General features: G+C 62.8%; 17 protein-coding genes. 3 read left to right on the top strand and 14 right to left on the bottom strand.

The genetic code is table 11. The features are described from left to right. Positions 1 to 4 precede the first annotated feature (4 nt). The 5 genes from ACVWZT_RS21210 to ACVWZT_RS21190 form a co-directional block, all read right to left on the bottom strand. A complete protein-coding gene (locus ACVWZT_RS21210; protein ID WP_457471193.1) occupies positions 5 to 529 on the bottom strand; it encodes a serine O-acetyltransferase in 525 nt (174 codons plus the stop codon). Between the two features lie 8 nt (positions 530 to 537). After that, complete coding sequence (locus ACVWZT_RS21205; RefSeq protein ID WP_457471192.1) at positions 538 to 1,494, bottom strand: glycosyltransferase family 2 protein; 957 nt, start codon at positions 1,492 to 1,494, stop codon at positions 538 to 540. Beyond that, positions 1,487 to 2,104: an acyltransferase gene (locus ACVWZT_RS21200; protein ID WP_296233526.1), complete on the bottom strand. Its 618-nt coding sequence runs from the start codon at positions 2,102 to 2,104 to the stop codon at positions 1,487 to 1,489. The genes ACVWZT_RS21205 and ACVWZT_RS21200 overlap by 8 nt, the downstream gene beginning before the upstream one ends. A 104-nt stretch (positions 2,105 to 2,208) precedes the next feature. Beyond that, a complete protein-coding gene (locus ACVWZT_RS21195; protein WP_457471189.1) occupies positions 2,209 to 3,675 on the bottom strand; it encodes an FAD-dependent oxidoreductase in 1,467 nt (488 codons plus the stop codon). Positions 3,676 to 3,911: 236 nt separating this feature from the next. Beyond that, the gene (locus ACVWZT_RS21190) at positions 3,912 to 5,288 is read right to left on the bottom strand and encodes an oligosaccharide flippase family protein (RefSeq protein WP_296233529.1); all 1,377 of its coding nucleotides are present in this window, start codon (positions 5,286 to 5,288) and stop codon (positions 3,912 to 3,914) included. Between the two features lie 93 nt (positions 5,289 to 5,381). Here ACVWZT_RS21190 and ACVWZT_RS21185 point away from each other — a divergent pair, with 93 nt between their 5' ends. From ACVWZT_RS21185 to galE, 3 genes are all read left to right on the top strand, one after another. Next, a complete protein-coding gene (locus ACVWZT_RS21185) occupies positions 5,382 to 6,908 on the top strand; it encodes an O-antigen ligase family protein (RefSeq protein WP_457471187.1) in 1,527 nt (508 codons plus the stop codon). A 5-nt stretch (positions 6,909 to 6,913) separates the two neighbouring features. Then, the gene (locus ACVWZT_RS21180) at positions 6,914 to 9,526 is read left to right on the top strand and encodes a cellulase family glycosylhydrolase (protein ID WP_457471186.1); all 2,613 of its coding nucleotides are present in this window, start codon (positions 6,914 to 6,916) and stop codon (positions 9,524 to 9,526) included. Positions 9,527 to 9,634: 108 nt separating this feature from the next. Next, positions 9,635 to 10,609, top strand: coding sequence for a UDP-glucose 4-epimerase GalE (gene galE, locus ACVWZT_RS21175; RefSeq protein ID WP_296233533.1), 975 nt, complete (start codon positions 9,635 to 9,637; stop codon positions 10,607 to 10,609). A 95-nt stretch (positions 10,610 to 10,704) separates the two neighbouring features. Here the strand turns inward: galE and ACVWZT_RS21170 are convergent, their stop codons facing one another. From ACVWZT_RS21170 to ACVWZT_RS21130, 9 genes are all read right to left on the bottom strand, one after another. Further along, positions 10,705 to 11,511 carry a CpsD/CapB family tyrosine-protein kinase gene (locus tag ACVWZT_RS21170; protein ID WP_296233534.1) on the bottom strand — a complete coding sequence of 269 codons (807 nt, stop codon included), beginning with the start codon at positions 11,509 to 11,511 and terminating at the stop codon, positions 10,705 to 10,707. A gap of 10 nt (positions 11,512 to 11,521) precedes the next feature. Then, positions 11,522 to 13,084, bottom strand: coding sequence for a GumC family protein (locus tag ACVWZT_RS21165; protein WP_296233536.1), 1,563 nt, complete (start codon positions 13,082 to 13,084; stop codon positions 11,522 to 11,524). Between the two features lie 19 nt (positions 13,085 to 13,103). Next, the gene (locus ACVWZT_RS21160; RefSeq protein WP_296233538.1) at positions 13,104 to 14,219 is read right to left on the bottom strand and encodes a hypothetical protein; all 1,116 of its coding nucleotides are present in this window, start codon (positions 14,217 to 14,219) and stop codon (positions 13,104 to 13,106) included. Between the two features lie 24 nt (positions 14,220 to 14,243). Further along, entirely contained in the window at positions 14,244 to 14,798 is a 555-nt protein-coding gene (locus ACVWZT_RS21155) for a polysaccharide biosynthesis/export family protein (protein ID WP_296233540.1), read from the bottom strand. Between the two features lie 226 nt (positions 14,799 to 15,024). Beyond that, positions 15,025 to 15,201, bottom strand: coding sequence for an EPS-associated small membrane protein EppA (gene eppA / locus ACVWZT_RS21150; RefSeq protein WP_289135584.1), 177 nt, complete (start codon positions 15,199 to 15,201; stop codon positions 15,025 to 15,027). 249 nt (positions 15,202 to 15,450) lie between these two features. Then, complete coding sequence (locus ACVWZT_RS21145) at positions 15,451 to 15,993, bottom strand: helix-turn-helix domain-containing protein (protein WP_457471185.1); 543 nt, start codon at positions 15,991 to 15,993, stop codon at positions 15,451 to 15,453. 99 nt (positions 15,994 to 16,092) lie between these two features. Continuing rightward, positions 16,093 to 17,511, bottom strand: coding sequence for a short-chain fatty acid transporter (locus tag ACVWZT_RS21140; RefSeq protein ID WP_296233543.1), 1,419 nt, complete (start codon positions 17,509 to 17,511; stop codon positions 16,093 to 16,095). A gap of 191 nt (positions 17,512 to 17,702) precedes the next feature. Next, positions 17,703 to 18,359 carry a CoA transferase subunit B gene (locus ACVWZT_RS21135; protein WP_186674200.1) on the bottom strand — a complete coding sequence of 219 codons (657 nt, stop codon included), beginning with the start codon at positions 18,357 to 18,359 and terminating at the stop codon, positions 17,703 to 17,705. A 35-nt stretch (positions 18,360 to 18,394) separates the two neighbouring features. Continuing rightward, positions 18,395 to 19,093, bottom strand: coding sequence for a CoA transferase subunit A (locus ACVWZT_RS21130; RefSeq protein WP_457471182.1), 699 nt, complete (start codon positions 19,091 to 19,093; stop codon positions 18,395 to 18,397). Positions 19,094 to 19,155 lie beyond the last annotated feature (62 nt).

The raw sequence follows: 19,155 nt of genomic DNA, 5'->3' as shown, positions 1-19,155 counted from the left end.
GGTTTCACCCGGCCGGCGCCGTGGTGGCCGCCCGCCTGGCCTTGACGGTGGCCGGTACCCCCACCGCCAGCGAGTCGTCCGGCACATCCACCAGCACCACGGCGTTGGCACCGATCACCACGTTGTTGCCAATGCGAATGCTGCCCAGCACCTTGGCCCCGGTACCGATATCGACATTGTTGCCGAACACCGGTGCAATCGGCTCGTTGACGTTCTTCAGGCCCACCACCACACCGTTGCGGATACGACAGTCATCGCCAAACCGGGCATAGCCGCTGATCACGATGCCGCCGAAATGATCGATGACGAAGTTGCGCCCAATCACCACTTCGCACGGCAGCTCCACACCGGTGATGATCTGCACGCATTTGTACAACACCTTGTACAGCATGGAACACAGCTTGCGCAGCAGCGCCGGGCGCACGCCATAGCGCCAGCGGCCGAAGCGGTACACCAGCAGTACCCAGAAGCCCTGGGCGCCCCAGTCGCCGCCATGGGCGCGCAGGTCGGCACGGATATTTTCGAACATGGCTCCCCCTACCGGGTCGGTTGGCTGGCGTACCGGGTCTTGAACAACAGGGACCAGGTCGCCCGACAGTGACGCCAGCAGGCACGGATCGCGCCCCAACCGCGTCGTTTCAACAGCGCCTTGAGTGCCAGCAGCAGGTCGCCCAAGGTCACCAGCAACATGTGCAGGGCAAGCCCTGCCCGCCCGTGATGCTTGCGGAAGTACAGCAATTCGCTTTCGATCTGGTAGGCCGAAATCTGTCGGCTGGCCGCCTCCAGTTCGGCTACCGAGCGGGAGCTCTCGCCGCCAATGTGCACCACTGTGGTGTGCGGGTAGAACACCACTTTCCAGCCCGCCGCCTTGACCCGCTTGCAGTGGTCGACTTCTTCGTAATAGAGAAAGTAGCGCGGGTCGAACAGGCCTACCTGGTCGAGCACTTCACGGCGCACCAGGTAGAAGCAGCCAGGCAGCCAGTCGCATTCGCGGACCGACGCGTGGTCCCAGTCCATCTCGTCGACCATCTTCAGGCGTGGAAAGAAGCGCCCTAGCCCGGTACGCCCGACGAAGACATTGAGCGGTGTGGGAAAGTAGCGGCAACTGGGTTGCAGGTCGCCATCGCGGCCCTCCAGGCGCACGCCCAGGACGCCGCACTCGGGGTGCGCCTCCATGTAATCGAGGGTCTTTTGCAGGGAATCGGCAGCCACGAAGGCGTCGGTGTTCAGCAGCAAGGCGTACTTGCCCTTCAAGTGCGCCAGCAGCTGGTTGTTGGCCCGGCCGAAGCCGACGTTGTGCGTGTTGCTTAACAGCAGCGCCTGCGGGCACACCTGGGCCATGCGCTGCACCGAGTCATCCACCGAGGCATTGTCCACCACCAGGTAGTTGGCCAGGCGTTCACCATCAGCCCGGCGCAGCGCATCGAACATCGGCTGCAGCAGGCCGGCCGTGTTGAAGTTGACCACCATGACATCGACCGGTTTGCTAGCCATTGCCGCCCTCCCCGAAGAAGTACTGGCGCCTTTGCGCCATCAGCAGCGGTTCCAGTTCGGGGTCATAGGCACCGTTGCGCTGCTTGACCAGGCCGATCCACGGGTAAGCTTCGCAACGCGCCTCGACCCGTTTGATCAACTCCTCGGTGGTGCAGATGAATTGTGCCGGGTTGCCGCCGAACACCGTGCCCGGCGGCACGTCCTTGGTCACCACCGCGCCTGCGGCGACGATCGACTCGGGACCGATGGTCACACGCGGCATGATGATCGCCCCGTGGCCGATGAAGCAGTTGTCCTTGATGTCGATGAATCCGACCGAGTCCAGGTGCTTGCCGAAGCGGTGCTCGATCAGCAACACCACCCCGTCATGACCGATCAGCGTGCAGTCGGCCAGGCCCACGCTGTTGCCAATGCGCACCAGCGAAGGGTCGAGGAACTTGCTGCCCGGGTTGGCATGGAAGTGCCTGCCCACCGAATGAAAGTTGCCCCAACGGGTAAGGAAGGCGCCCCACTCAAGCGGAGTGGGTCTGCAGAACCTGCGGTAGAACGAGGCTCCTCGCCCGGTTGCATGAACATAATGCGCTACTGCCTTGCGTATCCATCCGTTCATCCTGCCAGCCTCGCAATCAAAGCAATCTGGACTGTTTCTGAGGCGCATCCGGTCTCGTTGTCATGGGTGCCGACCGCGCGCACTCAACCCGTTTCCCACCTGTATCACCCCACTGCTTGCCTGGCTCCGCTCATCCTGGCATCGAGGTGGTCGGCCAGGCGAAGGGCAAACTGCAGCAGCGGCAGGGTCGGATTGGAAGCACCGCCTGTGGCAAAGATGCTGCTGCCGGCGATGTACAGGTTTGCAACACCGAACACCTTGCAGTTGCTGTCGACGACACCGGCTTGCGCGGAGGATGCCATGCGCGTGGTGCCCATGTGGTGGGCATGCGGCGACATCTTCAGCGGTATCGAGGTGTCATAGACAAAGTCGTTGAGCTTGATGAAGCCCAGGTTCATGTCGGCCCAGCGCTTGGCCAGCTCGCTGCCGATGCACTTGATGGTGTGCCGGTCATCGGCGCTCAGGGCCCAGTTGACGTTGACCTTGGCCAAGCCCAGCGCGTCCCTCTCGTCCAGCAGCGAAATGCGGCTGTGCGGGTTGGGAAACTGCTCTATCAGCGTGCTGATGAGGCCGTCGCCGGGGCAACTGAACTGGGCCACGAAGGCAATCTTGCTGGCGACCCCCATGTCACAGGCCAGGTTTTCCAGGAAATGCTTGACCTCGGCAGTGCGGCCGTAGGTTTGCACCTCGGTCAGCAAGGCGGCCCTGACATTGCCCTTGCCGGCCTTGTACTCGTCAGTGAAGGTATCGGTAGTGAAATACTCGCGCGGCTCAGGGGCCAGACCCGAGCGGAGGATGAAGGTGCCCAGGTCGATGTTCAGGTGTTCCATGAAACAGCCGCCGACCAGCCCGTCCTTGCTGACGATGCCCGCGCTGCGCAACGATTCGCTGTTGAGCAGCTGCCTGGCATTCTCGATGCCACCGGTGGCCAGCACGAAGTTGCTCGCCACCAGGCGCTGGCGATTGCCCTGGTAATCGGACAGCACCACGGCGGCCAGGCGGCCAGTGGCCTCGTCGAACGCCAGGTCCACGCAATTGCAATTGATGAATACATCCAGGCCTTCGGTCTGCTCGAGCGCCGCAGCGTACTTCTGCGCAAAGCGGGTCGGCGGGCTGAGCAGAAAGCGGTCTGGTTCGAATTCGTCACCGACCAGTCCGCTGTTGATTGCCGTGAAATCCGAGCCAGGCGGCAAGTCGACGATCTCCATGGCGGCCGGCAGGTAAGCGGCAATTTCCGAATAAGGGATGGGCCAGCCCGGCAGGCCGCCAATGGGCGGCGTGGCGAAATCCGAGGCGGTGAACGGCCGGCAACGGCCGGCCCAGTGGTTGGATGTGCCGCCCAGGTAACGCAGGCGGGACACCTGGGCATACAGCTCCAGGCCGGTGGATTTGCAGGCATACAAGTCTTGCGACCGCGACGAGTACTCACGCCCGCCACCCTCGGCAAGCAGCACTCGCCAGCCGGCGGCCGCCAGGCGCAGCCCCAGGGTGATGCCCGCCGGGCCAGCGCCGATGATGCATACGTCATAGACGTCGCGCAGGGTCTTCTGCGACTGAAAATCGTTGATCATGCTTGCTCGTTCCGGAAGTAACGGGACGGCAACACCCAGCCATTGATCAGCACGTACCCGTGCCTGTCGACACGGTCACCCGCACTGGCCGCTGTAACACCGAACACTGCTCCCCCGACACCCAGCAAGACACAACTCTGGATAAAGCGCCTGCGTCCCGGCTGCGCAGCACAAAAAGTCAACTTACCCATGGTCCAATAGCCTGTGTCCGTTGAAATCTCACCCGGCAAGCCGCATCACAGCCAGTTGAAAAAGGCTGTCAGCAGCGCCCCGCAAAGCGCCCCGACCAGTAGCATCGGCAGCACTATCAGTTCACGTTTGAGGCTGAAGATACCCAGCTTGCAATTCACATACACGATCAGCACCAGCGTTGGCAGGGTGTGCAACGCCACGCCCCAGATCGCCCAGTCGACACCGCCAAGCGCCAGCAACAACGGCAACAACCCCCACAGCGAGACCAGGCGGATGATGTTGTCGATGGCCTGGTACTTGGTCAGGCCCAGGGCAATCCACACCTGGTGTGCCAAGGTATAGCGCAAGGTGAGGAACGACAGCGAAAGAATCGCCAGCATCGGCCCGGCTTCACGGTAGCGGTCGTCGTACAGCCAGCCGATCAGCAGCGGGCTGGCGGTGAGGAACCCACCACAGATGAACAGCACCAGCAGGTCGACCAGCAGGCGAAAGCGGTGGTAAAGCGCCTTCAGGCGCTCCTTGTCATCGGCCCTGGCCGCTTCGCTGAAGGCCGGCAGCGCCACCGCCCCGAAAACCTTCATCAGCGCGGTCTGCACGGCACCCAGGATCAGCACGGCAATCGAATAGACGCCCAGTTGCGCTGTCGTCATGCTGGCACCGAACCAGATGCGGTCACCGTACATGGCCAGCACGCCGACCATCGACGACAACAGGATCCAGCGGCCAAACACGATCAGTTCTTTCAGCGCATTGCGCTCCCAGTGCAAGCGGTTGTGCGGCCCCTCGAGCACGGTGTGGCCAAGCAGGGTCCAGGCCAGGGCCGACACCAGGCCGGCGATGACCAGCGCCCAGACCGAGCGGGTCAGGTAGCCCAGCACCAGCATCACCACCAGGCCCATCACTTGCGAGGCAAGGTCGACCAGCACCACGCGCTTCTGTTGGAAAGTTCGTACCGCCACATCTATCTTGGTGGACTGGAACCCCCAGATCACCGCCGACAGCCCGGTGGCTGCCAGTACCCAGGGCAACACGGGTTCGGCATAGGTTGCGTCCGCCGGCCACACGTCAGCCAGCTGGGCAAACCAGGCGGCCAGGGCCAGCAGCAAGGTCAGGACAAACAGCACGAAGCCGCGGATGATCTGCACCGTCCATGCGGTATCGAGAAAATCCGGGTCGTCGCCGCGCGGGCTCTGGACGATGTTCTGCCGCAGGCCGACATCGGACAACAGATGCAGCAGTACCGAAACGGTGTTGGCAATCACCATCACCCCGAACATTTCCGGCACCAGCAAGCGGGCCATGAGCAGATTGCCGCCGAGGCGCATCAGCTGTGACGCCACCTGCGAGACCAGGTTCCACGACCCGGCCCTGAGGGCCCGCTGGCGCAGGCTCGCGGTGGCTGACACATCAATCGACGGCATGACTTCGATCTCTGACTGACTAAAAAGTCACTATAGTTTCAATTAGCCACGACGCTAGCCGATGTCCCACCGAGGGAAAGGTGCACTTAGCCGATGCCTGAACATTTTCGCGCCTTGATCGTCATCCTGTTCCTGGCTAGCGTGGTCTTCCTGCTGGCCCGGCGGCCTGCTACCGAGCTGATCCCGCCTGGCGACTTCAAGCGCAGGCGCAACCTGTGGTTCCTGCTGACCGTGCTGGCCTTCGTCTCGCACAGTTTCTGGCTGTACCTGGGTGCAGGCGCGGTGATCCTGTACCTCGCCGGGCGCCGCGAGCACAACCCCATGGCGCTGTTCTACATGTTGCTGTTCGTGATCCCGCCGGCTTCGTTGCAGGTGCCGGGGTTTGGCCTGGTCAACTACCTGGTCGACCTCAACCATATCCGCTTGCTGACACTGTGCGTGCTGTTGCCGGCTGCGCTGGCCCTGCGCCGGCAAGGTGACACCCTGCGTTTTGGCCGCACCTGGCCCGACCGGCTGCTGGCAGCCGGGCTGCTGCTGATGAGCGCGCTGTACCTGCGTGAAACCACCCTGACCGACACCCTGCGCCAGACGCTGTACCTGTTCATCGACGTGCTCCTGCCGTATTACGTGGCCAGCCGTGCCCTGCGCCAGATCAGCGACTTCAAGGACACCCTGCTGGCCTTCGTGCTCGCGTCGTTCGTGCTGGCCCTGATCGGCGTGGCCGAATACGTGCGCCATTGGCTGTTGTACAGCGCCCTGATCGATGCCATGGGCGTGCCGTGGAGCATGTCCGGCTACCTGAGCAGGGGCGGTTCGTTGCGCGCCAGCGTCACCACCGGCCAGGCCATCGTCCTGGGTTATGTGATGAGCGTGGCCATCGGCCTGTTCCTGTTCCTTCAAGGTTACCTGCGCCACCCCTGGCAGCGGCTGATGGGCGTGCTGCTGCTGGCCGCCGGGCTGTTCGCGCCGCTGTCGCGCGGCCCGTGGATCGGTGCCATGGTCATCGTGGTGGTGTTCATCGCCCTGGGCAGAGGTGCGCTCAGGCGCCTGGTGCTGCTGGCCGCGGCCGGCATGCTGGCCCTGCCCCTGCTGACTGCCGTGCCGGGTGGCGACAAGGTACTGGACCTTTTGCCGTTCATCGGCAATGTGGACAGGGAGAACATCACCTATCGCGAGCGGTTGATGGACAACTCATGGATCGTCATCCAGCGCAACCCGCTGTTCGGCTCGTTCGATTTCCGCAACACACCGGAAATGCAGTCGATGATCCAGGGCGAAGGCATCATCGACATCGTCAACACCTACATCAACCTGGCGTTGCGGGTCGGCCTGGTCGGGCTTGGCCTGTTCGTGGCGTTCTTCGCTGCCGTGCTGCACGGTATCCGCAAGGCCATGCGCAGTTTCCCCGACAAGGACGACGAGCGCCGCCAGCTCGGCCGCGCATTGCTGGCGACGCTGGTCGGCATCCTGGTGATCATTTTCACTGTCAGCAGCATCACCTTCATCCCGGTGGTGTACTGGACCATCGCCGGGCTGGGCGTGGCTTATGTCCAGATGGTGCGCCGGCTTGACGACAGCCAGGTCACCGCGCTGGCCGACGCGGATCTTCAAACCGGGTAATGCCTATGAACCTGCCCCACCTGCACCGCTCAATCGTTCAAACCCTGCGGGCCTCGGCCATGGCTGGCCTGGCCTTGCTGCCATGGGCGGGCTGGGCATCGGAATGGCAAGCCAGTGTCGATGAACAGAATGGCCTGCCCACGGTCACCCACGGCGGTGGGCCGGTGATGAAAGCCAGGTTCGACTTCTGGGCGGCCAACTGGAGCTGGACGGGCTTCGAGACCACGGTCAAGGTCAACGGCCCCTACCACTACACCCTTCAGGGTAAGAACAAGGCACTGGATTTCGACCTGACAGCGGATATCCGCAAGCCGCAGGCGCAAACCCTGAGCTGGGTCTTCGACCTCGACGCCCACAGCCGCCAGGCCGGGGTAATGGGCGGCGGCCTGGTGTTCCAGTTCGACCCGGCGCACATTGCCGGGGACATGGGCGCCCCACAGCTGCTGCCCGGCAAGCGTGGCTGGTCATGGGGCAAGCCCGACCAGGGCCGACGCATCGAGATGCGCTTCGATCCGCCGCTGGCCAGGTTGTATTTCGAACGCGGCAACCCATCCGAGGTGCGTGCGTTCATCTACGACGACCCGATCAATGCCGGTCGGCAGCAGATCAAGGCGGTATTGAACATTACCGGCGACATCGACCTGGGGCCAACCCCCAGCGAGCGCTTCGGTCTGGCCGACCCGGCCAGCTGGCCCGATGACCAGCTGGACTGGCGCACCTCGCCGGTAGACCTGTCATTTCTCAACGCAGCGGAAAAGCCCGCAGGCAAGCGCGGCTTCGTCAAGGCTGTCGGCGAGCAACTGATGTTCGCCGACAACACCCCGGCGCGCTTCTGGGGCACCAACCTGTCCGCCTATGCATTGTTCAAGAGCCCGGACGAAGAAATTCGCCTGCAGGCCAGGCGCCTGTCGGCCCTGGGCTTCAACCTGGTGCGCCTGCACCACCACGACTCGCCGTGGGTCAGCCCGAACGTGTTCGGCGATGGCACCCTGGTGCGCACTACCCGCCAACTCGATGCCGAGTCGCTGCGCAAGCTCGATGTGTGGATCAAGGCGCTCAAGGACGAAGGCATCTATGTCTGGCTGGACATGCATGTACAGCGGGCGCTTACCGCCAACGACAACATTGACGACTTCGATGAAATCGCCAAGGGCCAGGACCGTGTCGACCTGAAGGGTTACGCCTATGTGAACCGCAGCATCCAGCAGGCCATGCAGCGCTTTGCCGAGCAGTACCTGAGCCACGTCAACCCCTACACCGGCCTGGCCTACAAGGACGAGCCGGCCATTGCGGCGCTGCTGATAACCAACGAGAACGACCTTACCCAGCATTACGGCAACGCCTTGCTGCCGGACAAGGACGTGCCCCGCCATAGCGCGCGCTACATGGACGCGGCCAGGGCGTTCGCCCGCCAGCATGACTTGCCGGGCGACCTTGTCTGGCGTGCCTGGGAGCACGGCCCGTCGAAGCTGTTCCTCAATGACCTGGAGCAGCGGTTCAACGTCGAGATGATTGCGCACCTGCGCAACCTCGGCGTGAAAGTGCCGATCGCCACCACCAGCACCTGGGGCGGCAATGGTCTTAGTGCGCTGCCGGCACTGAGCACAGGCGATGTGATCGATGCCCACAGCTACGGCGCCAACGGCCAGCTGGAAAAGAACCCGCTGAGCAGCGACGGCATGATCGACTGGCTGGCCGCCGCCCAGGTGGTCGGCAAGCCAATGACCGTCACCGAGTGGAACGCCGAACCCTTCCCCCTGCCCGACCGCCATTCGCTGCCGCTGTACGTGGCCGCTACTGGCAGCCACCAGGGCTGGGACGCCATGCTGCAGTATGCCTACAGCCAGCAAGCCTTCAATCCCGGCTGGCGCACGGCGGATAACTGGCACGCCTACAACGACCCGGGCATGCTCGCCACCCTGCCTGCTGCCGCCCTGCTCTACCGCCGCGCAGACGTGCGCCAGGCCACTACCCGCTACGTATTCGCGCCGACACCCGCCATGCTGTACAACCAGGAGATCACCCCGCGCAATTCGCCACTGTTGCGCACGGCCATGGAAAAGGGCCAACTGCAGATCGCCCTGCCGCAGACGCCGCAACTGCCCTGGCTGCAACCGGCGGCCATTCCGGCCGATGCACAGCTGCTGCAGGACCCGGGGCAAGCCTTGCTAGCGGCCAACGCCAGCGAAGCGGTGACCGACACCGGTGAACTCAGACGCAACTGGCAACAAGGCATCTACACCATCGACAGCGCGCTGACGCAAGCCGCCACCGGTTGGCTGGGTGGCCGCTCGATCAGCCTTGGCGCTATCCAGGTGCAGGCACAGACACCCTATGCCAGCGTCGTGGTGCAAAGCCTGGACGGCCAGCCCCTGGGCCAGTCGCGCGAATTGCTGGTGTCGCTGGGTACCCGTGCCGTGCCCAAGGCCGATGCAAATACACCGTTCAACGTCGAGCCGCTTGCCGGCGCCCTGACCATCAAGGCGCCTGCCGGCCTGAAGCTGTTCGCCCGCGAGGCGCCGGCGCAGCTGAAACCTTTGCCGGTGGCTTACCAGGATGGGCATTACCGCATCACGCTGGACGGCCAGTACATGTCCAATTGGCTGTTCTTGAAATAGGGCATATGGCCATCTACCCTCAGACAGACCTGTAGCTGAAGCGCCCGCCCGGTCTCGACCAGGGATGATTCACTGCGGCTGTACAACAGCAGAGTCCGGGAGGCATGGATGAAGTTTCTGGTTGTCGGTGGCGCAGGCTACATTGGCTCGCACATGGTCAAGCACCTGCTCGGCACTGGCCATGAGGTGGTGGTCGCCGACCTGGTCGCGCCCGGCCCAGGCGTGCAGTGGGCGAAGCTGGACATCGCCGACGAGCCCGCGCTGGACGTGCTGTTCGCCGTTTGCCATTTCGATGCGGTGTTCCACTTTGCCTCGTTCATCCAGGTGGGCGAATCTGTCAGCGCGCCCGGCAAGTACTACCAGAACAATGTCGCGGCGACCCTTACCCTGCTGCAGGCCATGGTCAACGCCGGTATCCGCTACCTGGTGTTTTCTTCCAGCGCTGCCGTTTATGGCAACCCGCAGTATGTGCCGATCGACGAAGCGCATGCCAAGGGGCCGATCAACCCGTATGGGCTGAGCAAGTGGATGGTCGAGCAGATTCTCGAGGACTTCGACCGCGCCTATGGCCTGAAGTCGGTGTGCCTGCGCTATTTCAATGCTGCGGGCGCCGACCCGCAGGGTGAGCTGGGCGAGCGACATGACCCGGAAACCCACCTGATCCCGCTGATCCTGCAGGCCGCTTCGGGCCGGCGTGACGCAATCACGGTGTATGGCCGCGACTATGACACCGCAGACGGCACCTGCATACGCGACTACGTGCATGTCAGCGACCTGGCAGCGGCCCATGCGCTGGCGGTGGACTACCTGCTGGCCGGCGGCGAGCGCACCGCGTTCAACCTGGGCAATGGCCTGGGCTTTTCCGTGCAGCAGGTAATCGATATGGCCCGCGCCGTGACCGCCCGGCCGATACGCAGCCTCGATGCCCCGCGCCGTGCCGGCGACCCGCCGCGGCTGGTGGCGGATGCCGGCAAGGCCATGCGTGTGCTGGGCTGGCGCCCGGAATTTGCCGAACTGGAGCAGATCGTGCGGCATGCCTGGCAATGGGAACTGCAGTATCCGTGGCCGGTGCGCCAGCGCTAGGGCGCACCGGCGCAGCCGTGGCCCTGTATTGGGTCGCCCGCTGCGCGGGCAAACCCGCTCCCACAGGGATGCGCTGGTCTGCTTGCAGGCAAGGTTCAGTAATAAGTTCGCGGTTGCTCATCTGCCTTGTTCAGCACCGTGCCGACCAGGTTCACCCTGGCCAGGTGGTGCAGGCAATCCTCGATTTCCTTCTTGTTGTTCATGCCGTTGGCCACCACCAGCAATACACAGTCGAACTTGGGTATCACGGTGATTGCATCGTCAGAGCTGAGCAACGGTGGCAAATCGAAAATGCAGATGCGCGATTCATAGCGGTTGCGCAGGTCGCTGATCAGGTTGCCCACCTTCGGCGAGGACAGCATTTCGGTAGACATCGGCACCGGCACCCGGGTTGGCAGCACCACGAACCGGGGCAAAGTCGGGTTGACCAGGCAGTCCTGCAACTCGGCCTGGTCGCTGAGGAACTCGTTCAATGACTGCTCCATGGGCAAACCCAGGCTACTGCCGACTTTCGGCCGACGCAGGTCGAAATCCACCAGCAACGCGGTCCGGGTAGTGTAGTGGGCGATACTCATGGCCAGGTTGATGGCCAGCACGGTCTTGCCCGCTTCAGGCGTTGGCGACGTGATGGCCAGGGTCCGCCAGCCGTTTTCTTCCATGGTCCTGAGCACTTGCGTGCGCAGCAGGTCGATCGGCCCGTTCATGTTGGAGTTCTTGTTGTACGCCACGATGCGGTGGCGCTCCAGATGCTCCGCGCGCAGCGGCACCACCTTGGTGTTGACGTAATCGAACTGGCCAGGCACTTCCGCCAGCGCCGTGCCGGGGGCGGGTGACAAGGCCTGGGGGGTACCCGGGGTCACCGGGTGAAGATTGTTGCCCACAGCCGGCTTGGTCCTGTCCATCACTGCTTCCTTATGCAAACCGAGACATGACTTTCAACAGCAGCACATCCAGTGGCATGTAGAACACGTGCACCAGCACTATCAGGATAGCTACCAGCACCAACGCCGCCAGCAACAGCCAGTTGCGCCAACGCCTGCGCCGGGCCACGTCGGCCTTGGTGTCGATATACGGCAGCGCCACCAGCACCCGTCGGCCCAGCAGGTTCTCCAGAGCACCGACGCCGCGAATGCGCTGGTTGAACATTTCCAGCAACATCACCAGCGCCCCAGCGCCCGCCGGTGCCAGCACCAGGCCCAGCGCGGCGATCTTCTTGCGGTTGGGCTTGACCGGCTTCTCCGGCAGCAACGGTGGCTCCAGCAGGACAAAGCGCTCGGCCTTGTTTTCCTGCTCGAGGCTTTCGGTAATCTTCGCGCCCATTTCCTTGGCACGGATTTCTTCATACTTCTTGCGCGCGTTGTCATGGTCACGCATCAGCGTGACCAGGCCCCGCTCGACCTGCGGCGCCTCGAGAATCTCGGCCTCGTAGCCTTCCATCTTCCTGGTCAGTTCGCGCTTCTGCTCGGCCAGTGAAGCGATGCGCACCTGTGCCGCGCTGATCCTGGCCCGCACACGGGCAGCGTCGAGGCTGCTGGTGGAAACCGCCGCCGTGGCATTGCCGCTGGCTTCGAGGGCCTGGATCTTGCGCTTGACCGCCACCACATCGGGGTGAGCTTCCTTGTAGCGGCTCAGCAGCCGGGCATACTCGGCCTTCAGGCTTGGCAGGTCCTGGGCTTCATCGGCAGCGGCCATCCGCGGGCCATCGACGGCCTTGGTGGCCAGCCCGGCATTGGCCGCAGACAATTCCAGTTCCAGGTAACGCAACTCTTCCTGGGCGGCCTTGTAGTCACGGTCGACCTCGCGGAATTCCAGTTCCGAGCGCGACAGCATGTTCATGCGCAGGGTCTGGTGCTCGGGCAAGGCATTGGCATGGGCCTGCTTGAAGTCCGCCAGCTGGTTCTCCAGGCTGGCCAGCTCGGCCCCCAGCTTGTTCGCTTCCTGGGTCAGGAATTCGGTGGTTTCGTTGGCGCGCTCGGTGCGCTGCTTGAGGTTCTCGTTGAGGAACAGCGTGACCAGTTCGTCGGCGACTTCCTTGGCCACTTCCGGCTGGCGGTGCTCGAACGACACATTGAACGCCACGGTCGCTTCACCGCGCCCGCGTACATAGGTGGTGAGGCTCTGGACCACGGTGGCACTGCGCATCTGCTCGATCCGGTCGCTTTCGCTGAAGCGGTGGTCGGCAAACAGGTTGTACTTGCCGATGATGCGCAACAGGTTCTCGCGGGTCATCACCCGCTGGCGAATCACCTCGATGCGTTCATCGGCAAAACTGGTGTTGTTGGTCGAGACCAGTTCGGGTGAAATCTGCTGCGACTCCACCAGGATGGTGCCGGTCGCCTGGTAAATGGGTGGCACCATCACGGCAACTGCGACGGTCGCCGCCAGAATGACTACGATGCTGCCCCCCAATAGCAGGGCCCGGTCCTTGATTATGGCGATGTAATCTCTGAGGGACAGCTCGTAATCGGACTTCATGGGGCCACCTACCTGAAGTTCAGATGTCGGGGTACCTGTACGTCAATGTCAAACCCACGATCGTAGCGCTCGCATCGGCTTCGTGATCCTGCTGCCGTTCCTTGTACATCAGCGACAGGCGCAGGTCCCAGTACGGCGAAAACTCGCGGCTGGCCCACACGCTGTAGGTCTGCAGGGTGTTGGGCGTCTGCCCTTTGCTGTCCTGCCAGGCGGCATCGGCACCTACCCGGGTGCGCTCACCGAGCGCATAGCTCCATACACCGCGCACCTGGTCCAGTTCCGCGAAGCCGCCTTCGGCGCTGGCTACCGTGCTGCGTTCGGCGGTGAAGCTGGCAAGCGCACGCACTCCGGTGTACAGCAACGCGACACCACCCTCCCCGCGCCCGCCACCTTCGCTACCAGAGACCTGAGTGGCCCCCACGTGCGCATCGGCGCTGAAGCTTTCGGACAACTGATACTTCACCCCGACCGCCGGGCTGTAACTGTTCGAGGCCGTCGCCGTCTGGTCCTGTTCGGGCTCGTAACGCCGGACACCGAAGCGGCTATACACATCAGCCCGCTCGCTCCAGGCGTAGGTCCAGGTGAACACGTTGCCCAGTTCCTCGTAACCCGTCAGCGTACTGATGTCATAACGGGCACGGTTGTAGGTGGTCTCGTTGCTCAACGTGCTGCGCTCGGTAACGGCCTGGCTCCAGTTGCCGCTCAAGGTATAGAGCTTCTGCGTGCCATCGGTGGTGACCACGCCGGTATCCAGCACCGTTCCCGACAACGTCGAGCTTTCGTTGTAACGTGCCAGCAGGCCAAAACGCCCGCGTTCGGTCTGGCGTTGCCAGCCCAGGCTCACATCAGGGTCCTCACGGTTGTCCACCACTGCCGTATCGGACGAGCGCATCACATGCATGCCCAGCCCCAACCGCAGTTCGTCACGATCGAAGGTGCCGATCAGGGTGTAATCGGGCGCGATGATCGTGCGCGTTATGCCCTTTTCTCCCGACGACAGCAGCAACGGGTTGCTGTCATATTCGACCGAAGTTGGTACTACTACCGTCGACTGCCAATTTGCCGCCAGCACCGCGTCCGTAAATGGCAATACCAGGATTGCCGTTGCAATGCGAGTTGTTCTAAGAAGAGGCATCAAATGTTCTTATTAAAGGCGAGATCAAGGAACGACCAGCGTATCGCCAGCCTGAAGTTGGATGTTGGTAGACATATCCCTGCCAGACACCAGGTCTTTATATCGCACAGGCAGTATTTTTTGGGAAGTGCCGGTACCGCGCACCACCTTGATTTCGCTTTCATCGGCAAACTTGTCGAGGCCACCCGACATGCTCAGCGCCTGCAGCACTGCGGTAGGGCCGGCCATTTGTACCGGCCCGGGCTTGATGACTTTGCCTTGTACATAGACCAGGTTGCCGGCGATGCTCTTGACGACAACGCTGACGTTCGGGTCGGGGAGGAATTTTTCGAGTTTGGCGGCAACTTGTTTTTCAACCGCCGTCACATCCAGCCCGGCAACTTCGATGCGCCCGGCCAGAGGGAAAGTGATACTGCCATCGGGCAATACGGTGGCTTCCTGACGCAGGCTGTCTTCCTGCCACACCGAAACCATCACCACATCGCCGGGGCTGAGCAGGTAGGTACTGTTCGGCTCGGCATTGCCGGCACCAGACCAAACCGCCAACAGGCAAAGCACGGCAAACATTGAACGCAGCATGAGGGTCCCTCCGGCCCAAAGGCCCGACGAAGAGCACTGAATGAGAACAGCCCGCCAACTCTCGCTCCGCTTTGCGGCCTACACTCGCCGCGACGGCCTCACCTTCCTTGACGCCCTTACCTTGACGCTGTGCAGCCTGAGTTGCATTGTTTGCAACCATGGACCTTCAGGGGCTACTGGCAATATAGCAACGGTTGGCAAATTGACAAGGAAGCCCGCGGCAGGCTCAGATTTTCCTTCTATTGGCGACCGCCACAAAACCCACGACAGCAAAGGCAAACAACCAACCTGCGGTTGAAACAGGCATGATACTGTTCTGGTTGATGTATAAATCCGCAGCGCGCGCCGCGCCACTTAACAACGCCAGCAAAAACATCGCCTTGATTATCAGAGCCGTGCGCATACGCCCCTCCTTTAAAGAGGAAATTCAATGAGTTATTGGCGTGGTGTTGCGGGAGTTGTTGGGCTGTTGAATTGAGCTTATGAGCACAAACCCACTGCGTCAATGATCCGACACAATAATAAAATTCAATGAGCACATGGCCAGCTCGTCAAAATGCCGACAGGCAGATTGTGCGTCAGCGTGTGCCCCGGCTGGCGGCAACGTTTCATCGGTGAGAACAGCCGAAGCCTGGACACAAGGCCCCGTCGTTCATTCCTCGGTGTGGTGTACAACAACCAGCAATTGCGCCGGCAGTGGCCCCACCGAGCGTAACCGGTGCGGGGTCTGAGCGTTGAAATGCAGGGCATCGCCTTGCTCCAGCAGGACCCGCTCGTTCATGAAATCCACTTCTACCTGCCCACTATGGACAAACAGGAACTCCTCGCCCAGGTGTTCCTTGAATGTGGGGTCGCTGAACTCGAGCGGCGGCTGGATCAGGAACGGCAACAGGCTGCGTTGCCCCACCTGGCTGGTCAGGGCCGCGTAGCCCGGCCCGGTCCCGTCGCCCACCAGGGCCTGACGCTCGGCATGGCGCACCAGGCTGTAGCGGCCCGGGCCGGCCTGTTCTTCGGCGAACAGTTCTTCGACATTGACGTTGAGCGCCCGCGCCAGTTTCAGCGCGGCGGCGATAGACGGTGTGTTCAGGCCACGCTCGACCTTGGACAGGTAACTCTTGGTCATGGCGGTCTTTTCGGCCAGTGTTTCCAGGGTCATCCCCAGTTTCTTGCGCAGCAGTTTCAATCGGATAGACATGTGACGCGGGTTTCCCAGGCGAAGGCGGCCTGGCAATGATACGTGTACTGCCGAGGAAATGCTGGGGCTGCTACGCAGCCCCACACCTGCTGTCGAACTTCATGGCATGACCGGCGGCACATATTGCAGTGTGGTACCCAGCGCCCACAGCAGCACCAGCACCAGCGGCACATGCACCAGCAACTGCACGAACGAGAAGCCGATCAGGTCACGTGCCTTGAGCCCCAGCACACCCAGCAGGGGCAGCATGTAGAACGGGTTGATCAGGTTCGGCAACGCCTCGGCGGCGTTGTAGATCTGCACCGCCCAGCCGAGGTGGTACTGCAGGTCGTTGGCCACCAGCATCACGTAGGGTGCCTCGATGATCCACTTGCCGCCCCCGGAGGGGATGAAGAAGCCCAGCACTGCCGAATACACCCCCATCAGCACGGCGTAGGTGTCATGCGTGGCAACCTGGGTGAAGAACACGGAAATGTGGTGGGCCAGGGTCTGTTCATCGACGCCCTTTACCTGGGTGAGGATGGCCGCGATCGAGCCATACAGCGGGAACTGGATCAACACCCCGGTGGTAGTCGGGACCGCACGGGCCACTGCATCGAGGAAGCTGCGCGGGCGCCAGTGCAGCAAGGCACCGAGCATGATGAACAGCAGGTTGTAGGTATTCAGCCCGGAGATGGCGGTAATTGCCGGTTTGCTGGCGAACTCCTGGTACAGCCAGCCGGCAGCCAGCGCCACCAGCAGCAGGATCAGAATCGGGCTGTGCTCCAGCCACTCGCCCGGACGGGTGCGCTGCGGCGCCGGTGGCGCGCTGAAGCTGGGGTCGACCCCGCAGTCCTGGGCGCTGCGCGCGCTGTTCGGCCCTGGCGCGGTGGCGTAGGCGATGACCAGCGAGACCACCACCAGCGCGGCCAGCATCACCCCGGACTGCCAGAGAAAGATGGTTTCGGTGAACGGGATCACCCCGGTAATCGACAGGATCGAGGGTGGCAGGCTGGCCGGGTTGGCCTGCAGTTGCGCAGCCGAAGACGACAGGCCCAGTGCCCAGACGGCGCCCAGCCCCAGGTAGGCGGCGGCGCCGGCAGCGCGGTAGTCCATCTGCAGTTCGGTACGCCGCGCCAGGGCGCGCACCAGCAGGCCGCCGAACACCAGCGACAGGCCCCAGTTGAGCAGCGAGGCCAGCATCGAGATCAGCGCCACCCAGCACACCGCAGAGCGGCCATTGCCGGGAATGCGCGCCAGGCGGTCGATCAGCCGTGCGGCGGGCGGCGAACTGGCCACCACGTAGCCGCCGATGACCACGAAGGCCATTTGCATGGTGAACGGGATCAGGCTCCAGAAGCCATCGCCAAAGGCCTTGGCGGTATCGGTCGGTTTGGCGCCCATGGCCAGCGCGCCGATGCACACCAGCAGCACTGCCAGAGCAGCAAACACCCAGGAGTCAGGGAACCAGCGTTCGGCCCAGTTGGAGCAGCGCAAGGCAAAGCGGGCGGAGCGACTGTCTTGGATTTCAGCGGCCACGGTTCAATTCCTCTTGTTGGTATTATCGGAAACATCAGCAAACGCAAAACCCCTGTAGCAACGGCCTTGTGTCGCCAAAGGGCCGCGAAGCGGCCCCCTCGATCTCGGCGTCGATGCCAAAATCGCGGGGCTGCGTCGCAGCCCTCTGGCGGCACAAGGCCGCTGTTACAGGGGCAATGTGCGGCGAATGCCTAGAAGGTCATTTCCTTCACGTCATCCGGTACGATCAGCTTGCCTGCGGTCTTCTCGATGATTTCTTCAACGCTCACCCCCGGCGCGGTTTCGCGCAGGATGAAGGCGCCGTCTTCGATTTCCAGGTAGGCCAGGTCGGTCAGCACCTTGCGGATGCAGCCGGCACCGGTCAGCGGCAAGCTGCACTGCGGCAGCAGCTTGGACTCGCCGTCCTTGGAGGCGTGGGTCATGGTGACGATGATGTTCTCGGCACCGGCTACCAGGTCCATGGCGCCGCCCATGCCCTTCACCAGCTTGCCCGGAATCATCCACGAGGCGATGTTGCCGTGCACGTCCACCTCGAAGGCACCGAGCACGGTCAGGTCGACGTGGCCGCCACGGATCATGGCGAAGGATTGCGCCGAGTCGAAGATCGAGGCGCCACGACGGGCGGTGACGGTCTGCTTGCCGGCGTTGATCATGTCGGCATCCAGGGTGCTTTCAGTCGGAAACTCGCCCATGCCGAGCAGGCCGTTTTCCGATTGCAGCATGACATCCATGTCGGCGGGCACATAGTTGGCCACCAAGGTCGGAATGCCGATACCAAGGTTGACGTAGTAGCCGTCTTTCAATTCACGGGCGACGCGTTGCGCCATCTGTTCGCGGGTCAGTGCCATGGTCAGGGTCTCTTTGTTGTTCTGCTGGACGGCGCTCAGGCCTTGACGGTGCGCTTTTCGATACGCTTCTCGAAGGTGCCGACGATGACGCGGTCGACGTAGATGCCCGGGGTATGGACTTCGCTGGGCAGCAGCACGCCGGGTTCGACGATCTCTTCCACTTCGACCACGGTGATCTTGCCGGCGGTGGCTGCCAGCGGGTTGAAGTTTTGCGCGGTGTTGCGGTACACCACGTTGCCATAGTGGTCGGCCTTCCAGCCCTTGACGATGGCGAAGTCACCGGTGATGGATTGTTCGAGGATGTACTTGCGGCCGTTGAACTCGCGCACTTCCTTGCCTTCGGCTACCGGGGTGCCGTAGCCGGTGGCCGTGTAGAAGGCCGGGATGCCGGCACCGCCAGCACGCATCTTCTCGGCGAGGGTGCCTTGCGGGGTCAGTTCCACTTCCAGCTCGCCGCTGAGCAGCTGGCGTTCGAATTCGGCGTTCTCGCCTACGTACGAGGCAATCATCTTGCGAATCTGCCGGTCTTCCAGCAGCACGCCAAGGCCGAAACCATCGACGCCGCAGTTGTTGGAGACCACGGTCAGGCCCTTGACGCCACGCCGCTTGATTTCGCTGATGAGGTTTTCCGGGATGCCGCACAGGCCAAAACCGCCTGCCAGTACCGTCATGTTGTCGGTCAGGCCTTCGAGGGCCTGCTCATAGGTTGCAACGCGCTTGTCCAGTCCGGCCATGCTGATCCGCCTTTTGTAGTTGTTGAACCGACGAGGCTGTCGGTGAGCGTGTGACGACATCT

Source organism: Pseudomonas sp. TE21394 (assembly GCF_054057835.1).
This window is presented reverse-complemented; position numbering and strand designations above follow the sequence as displayed.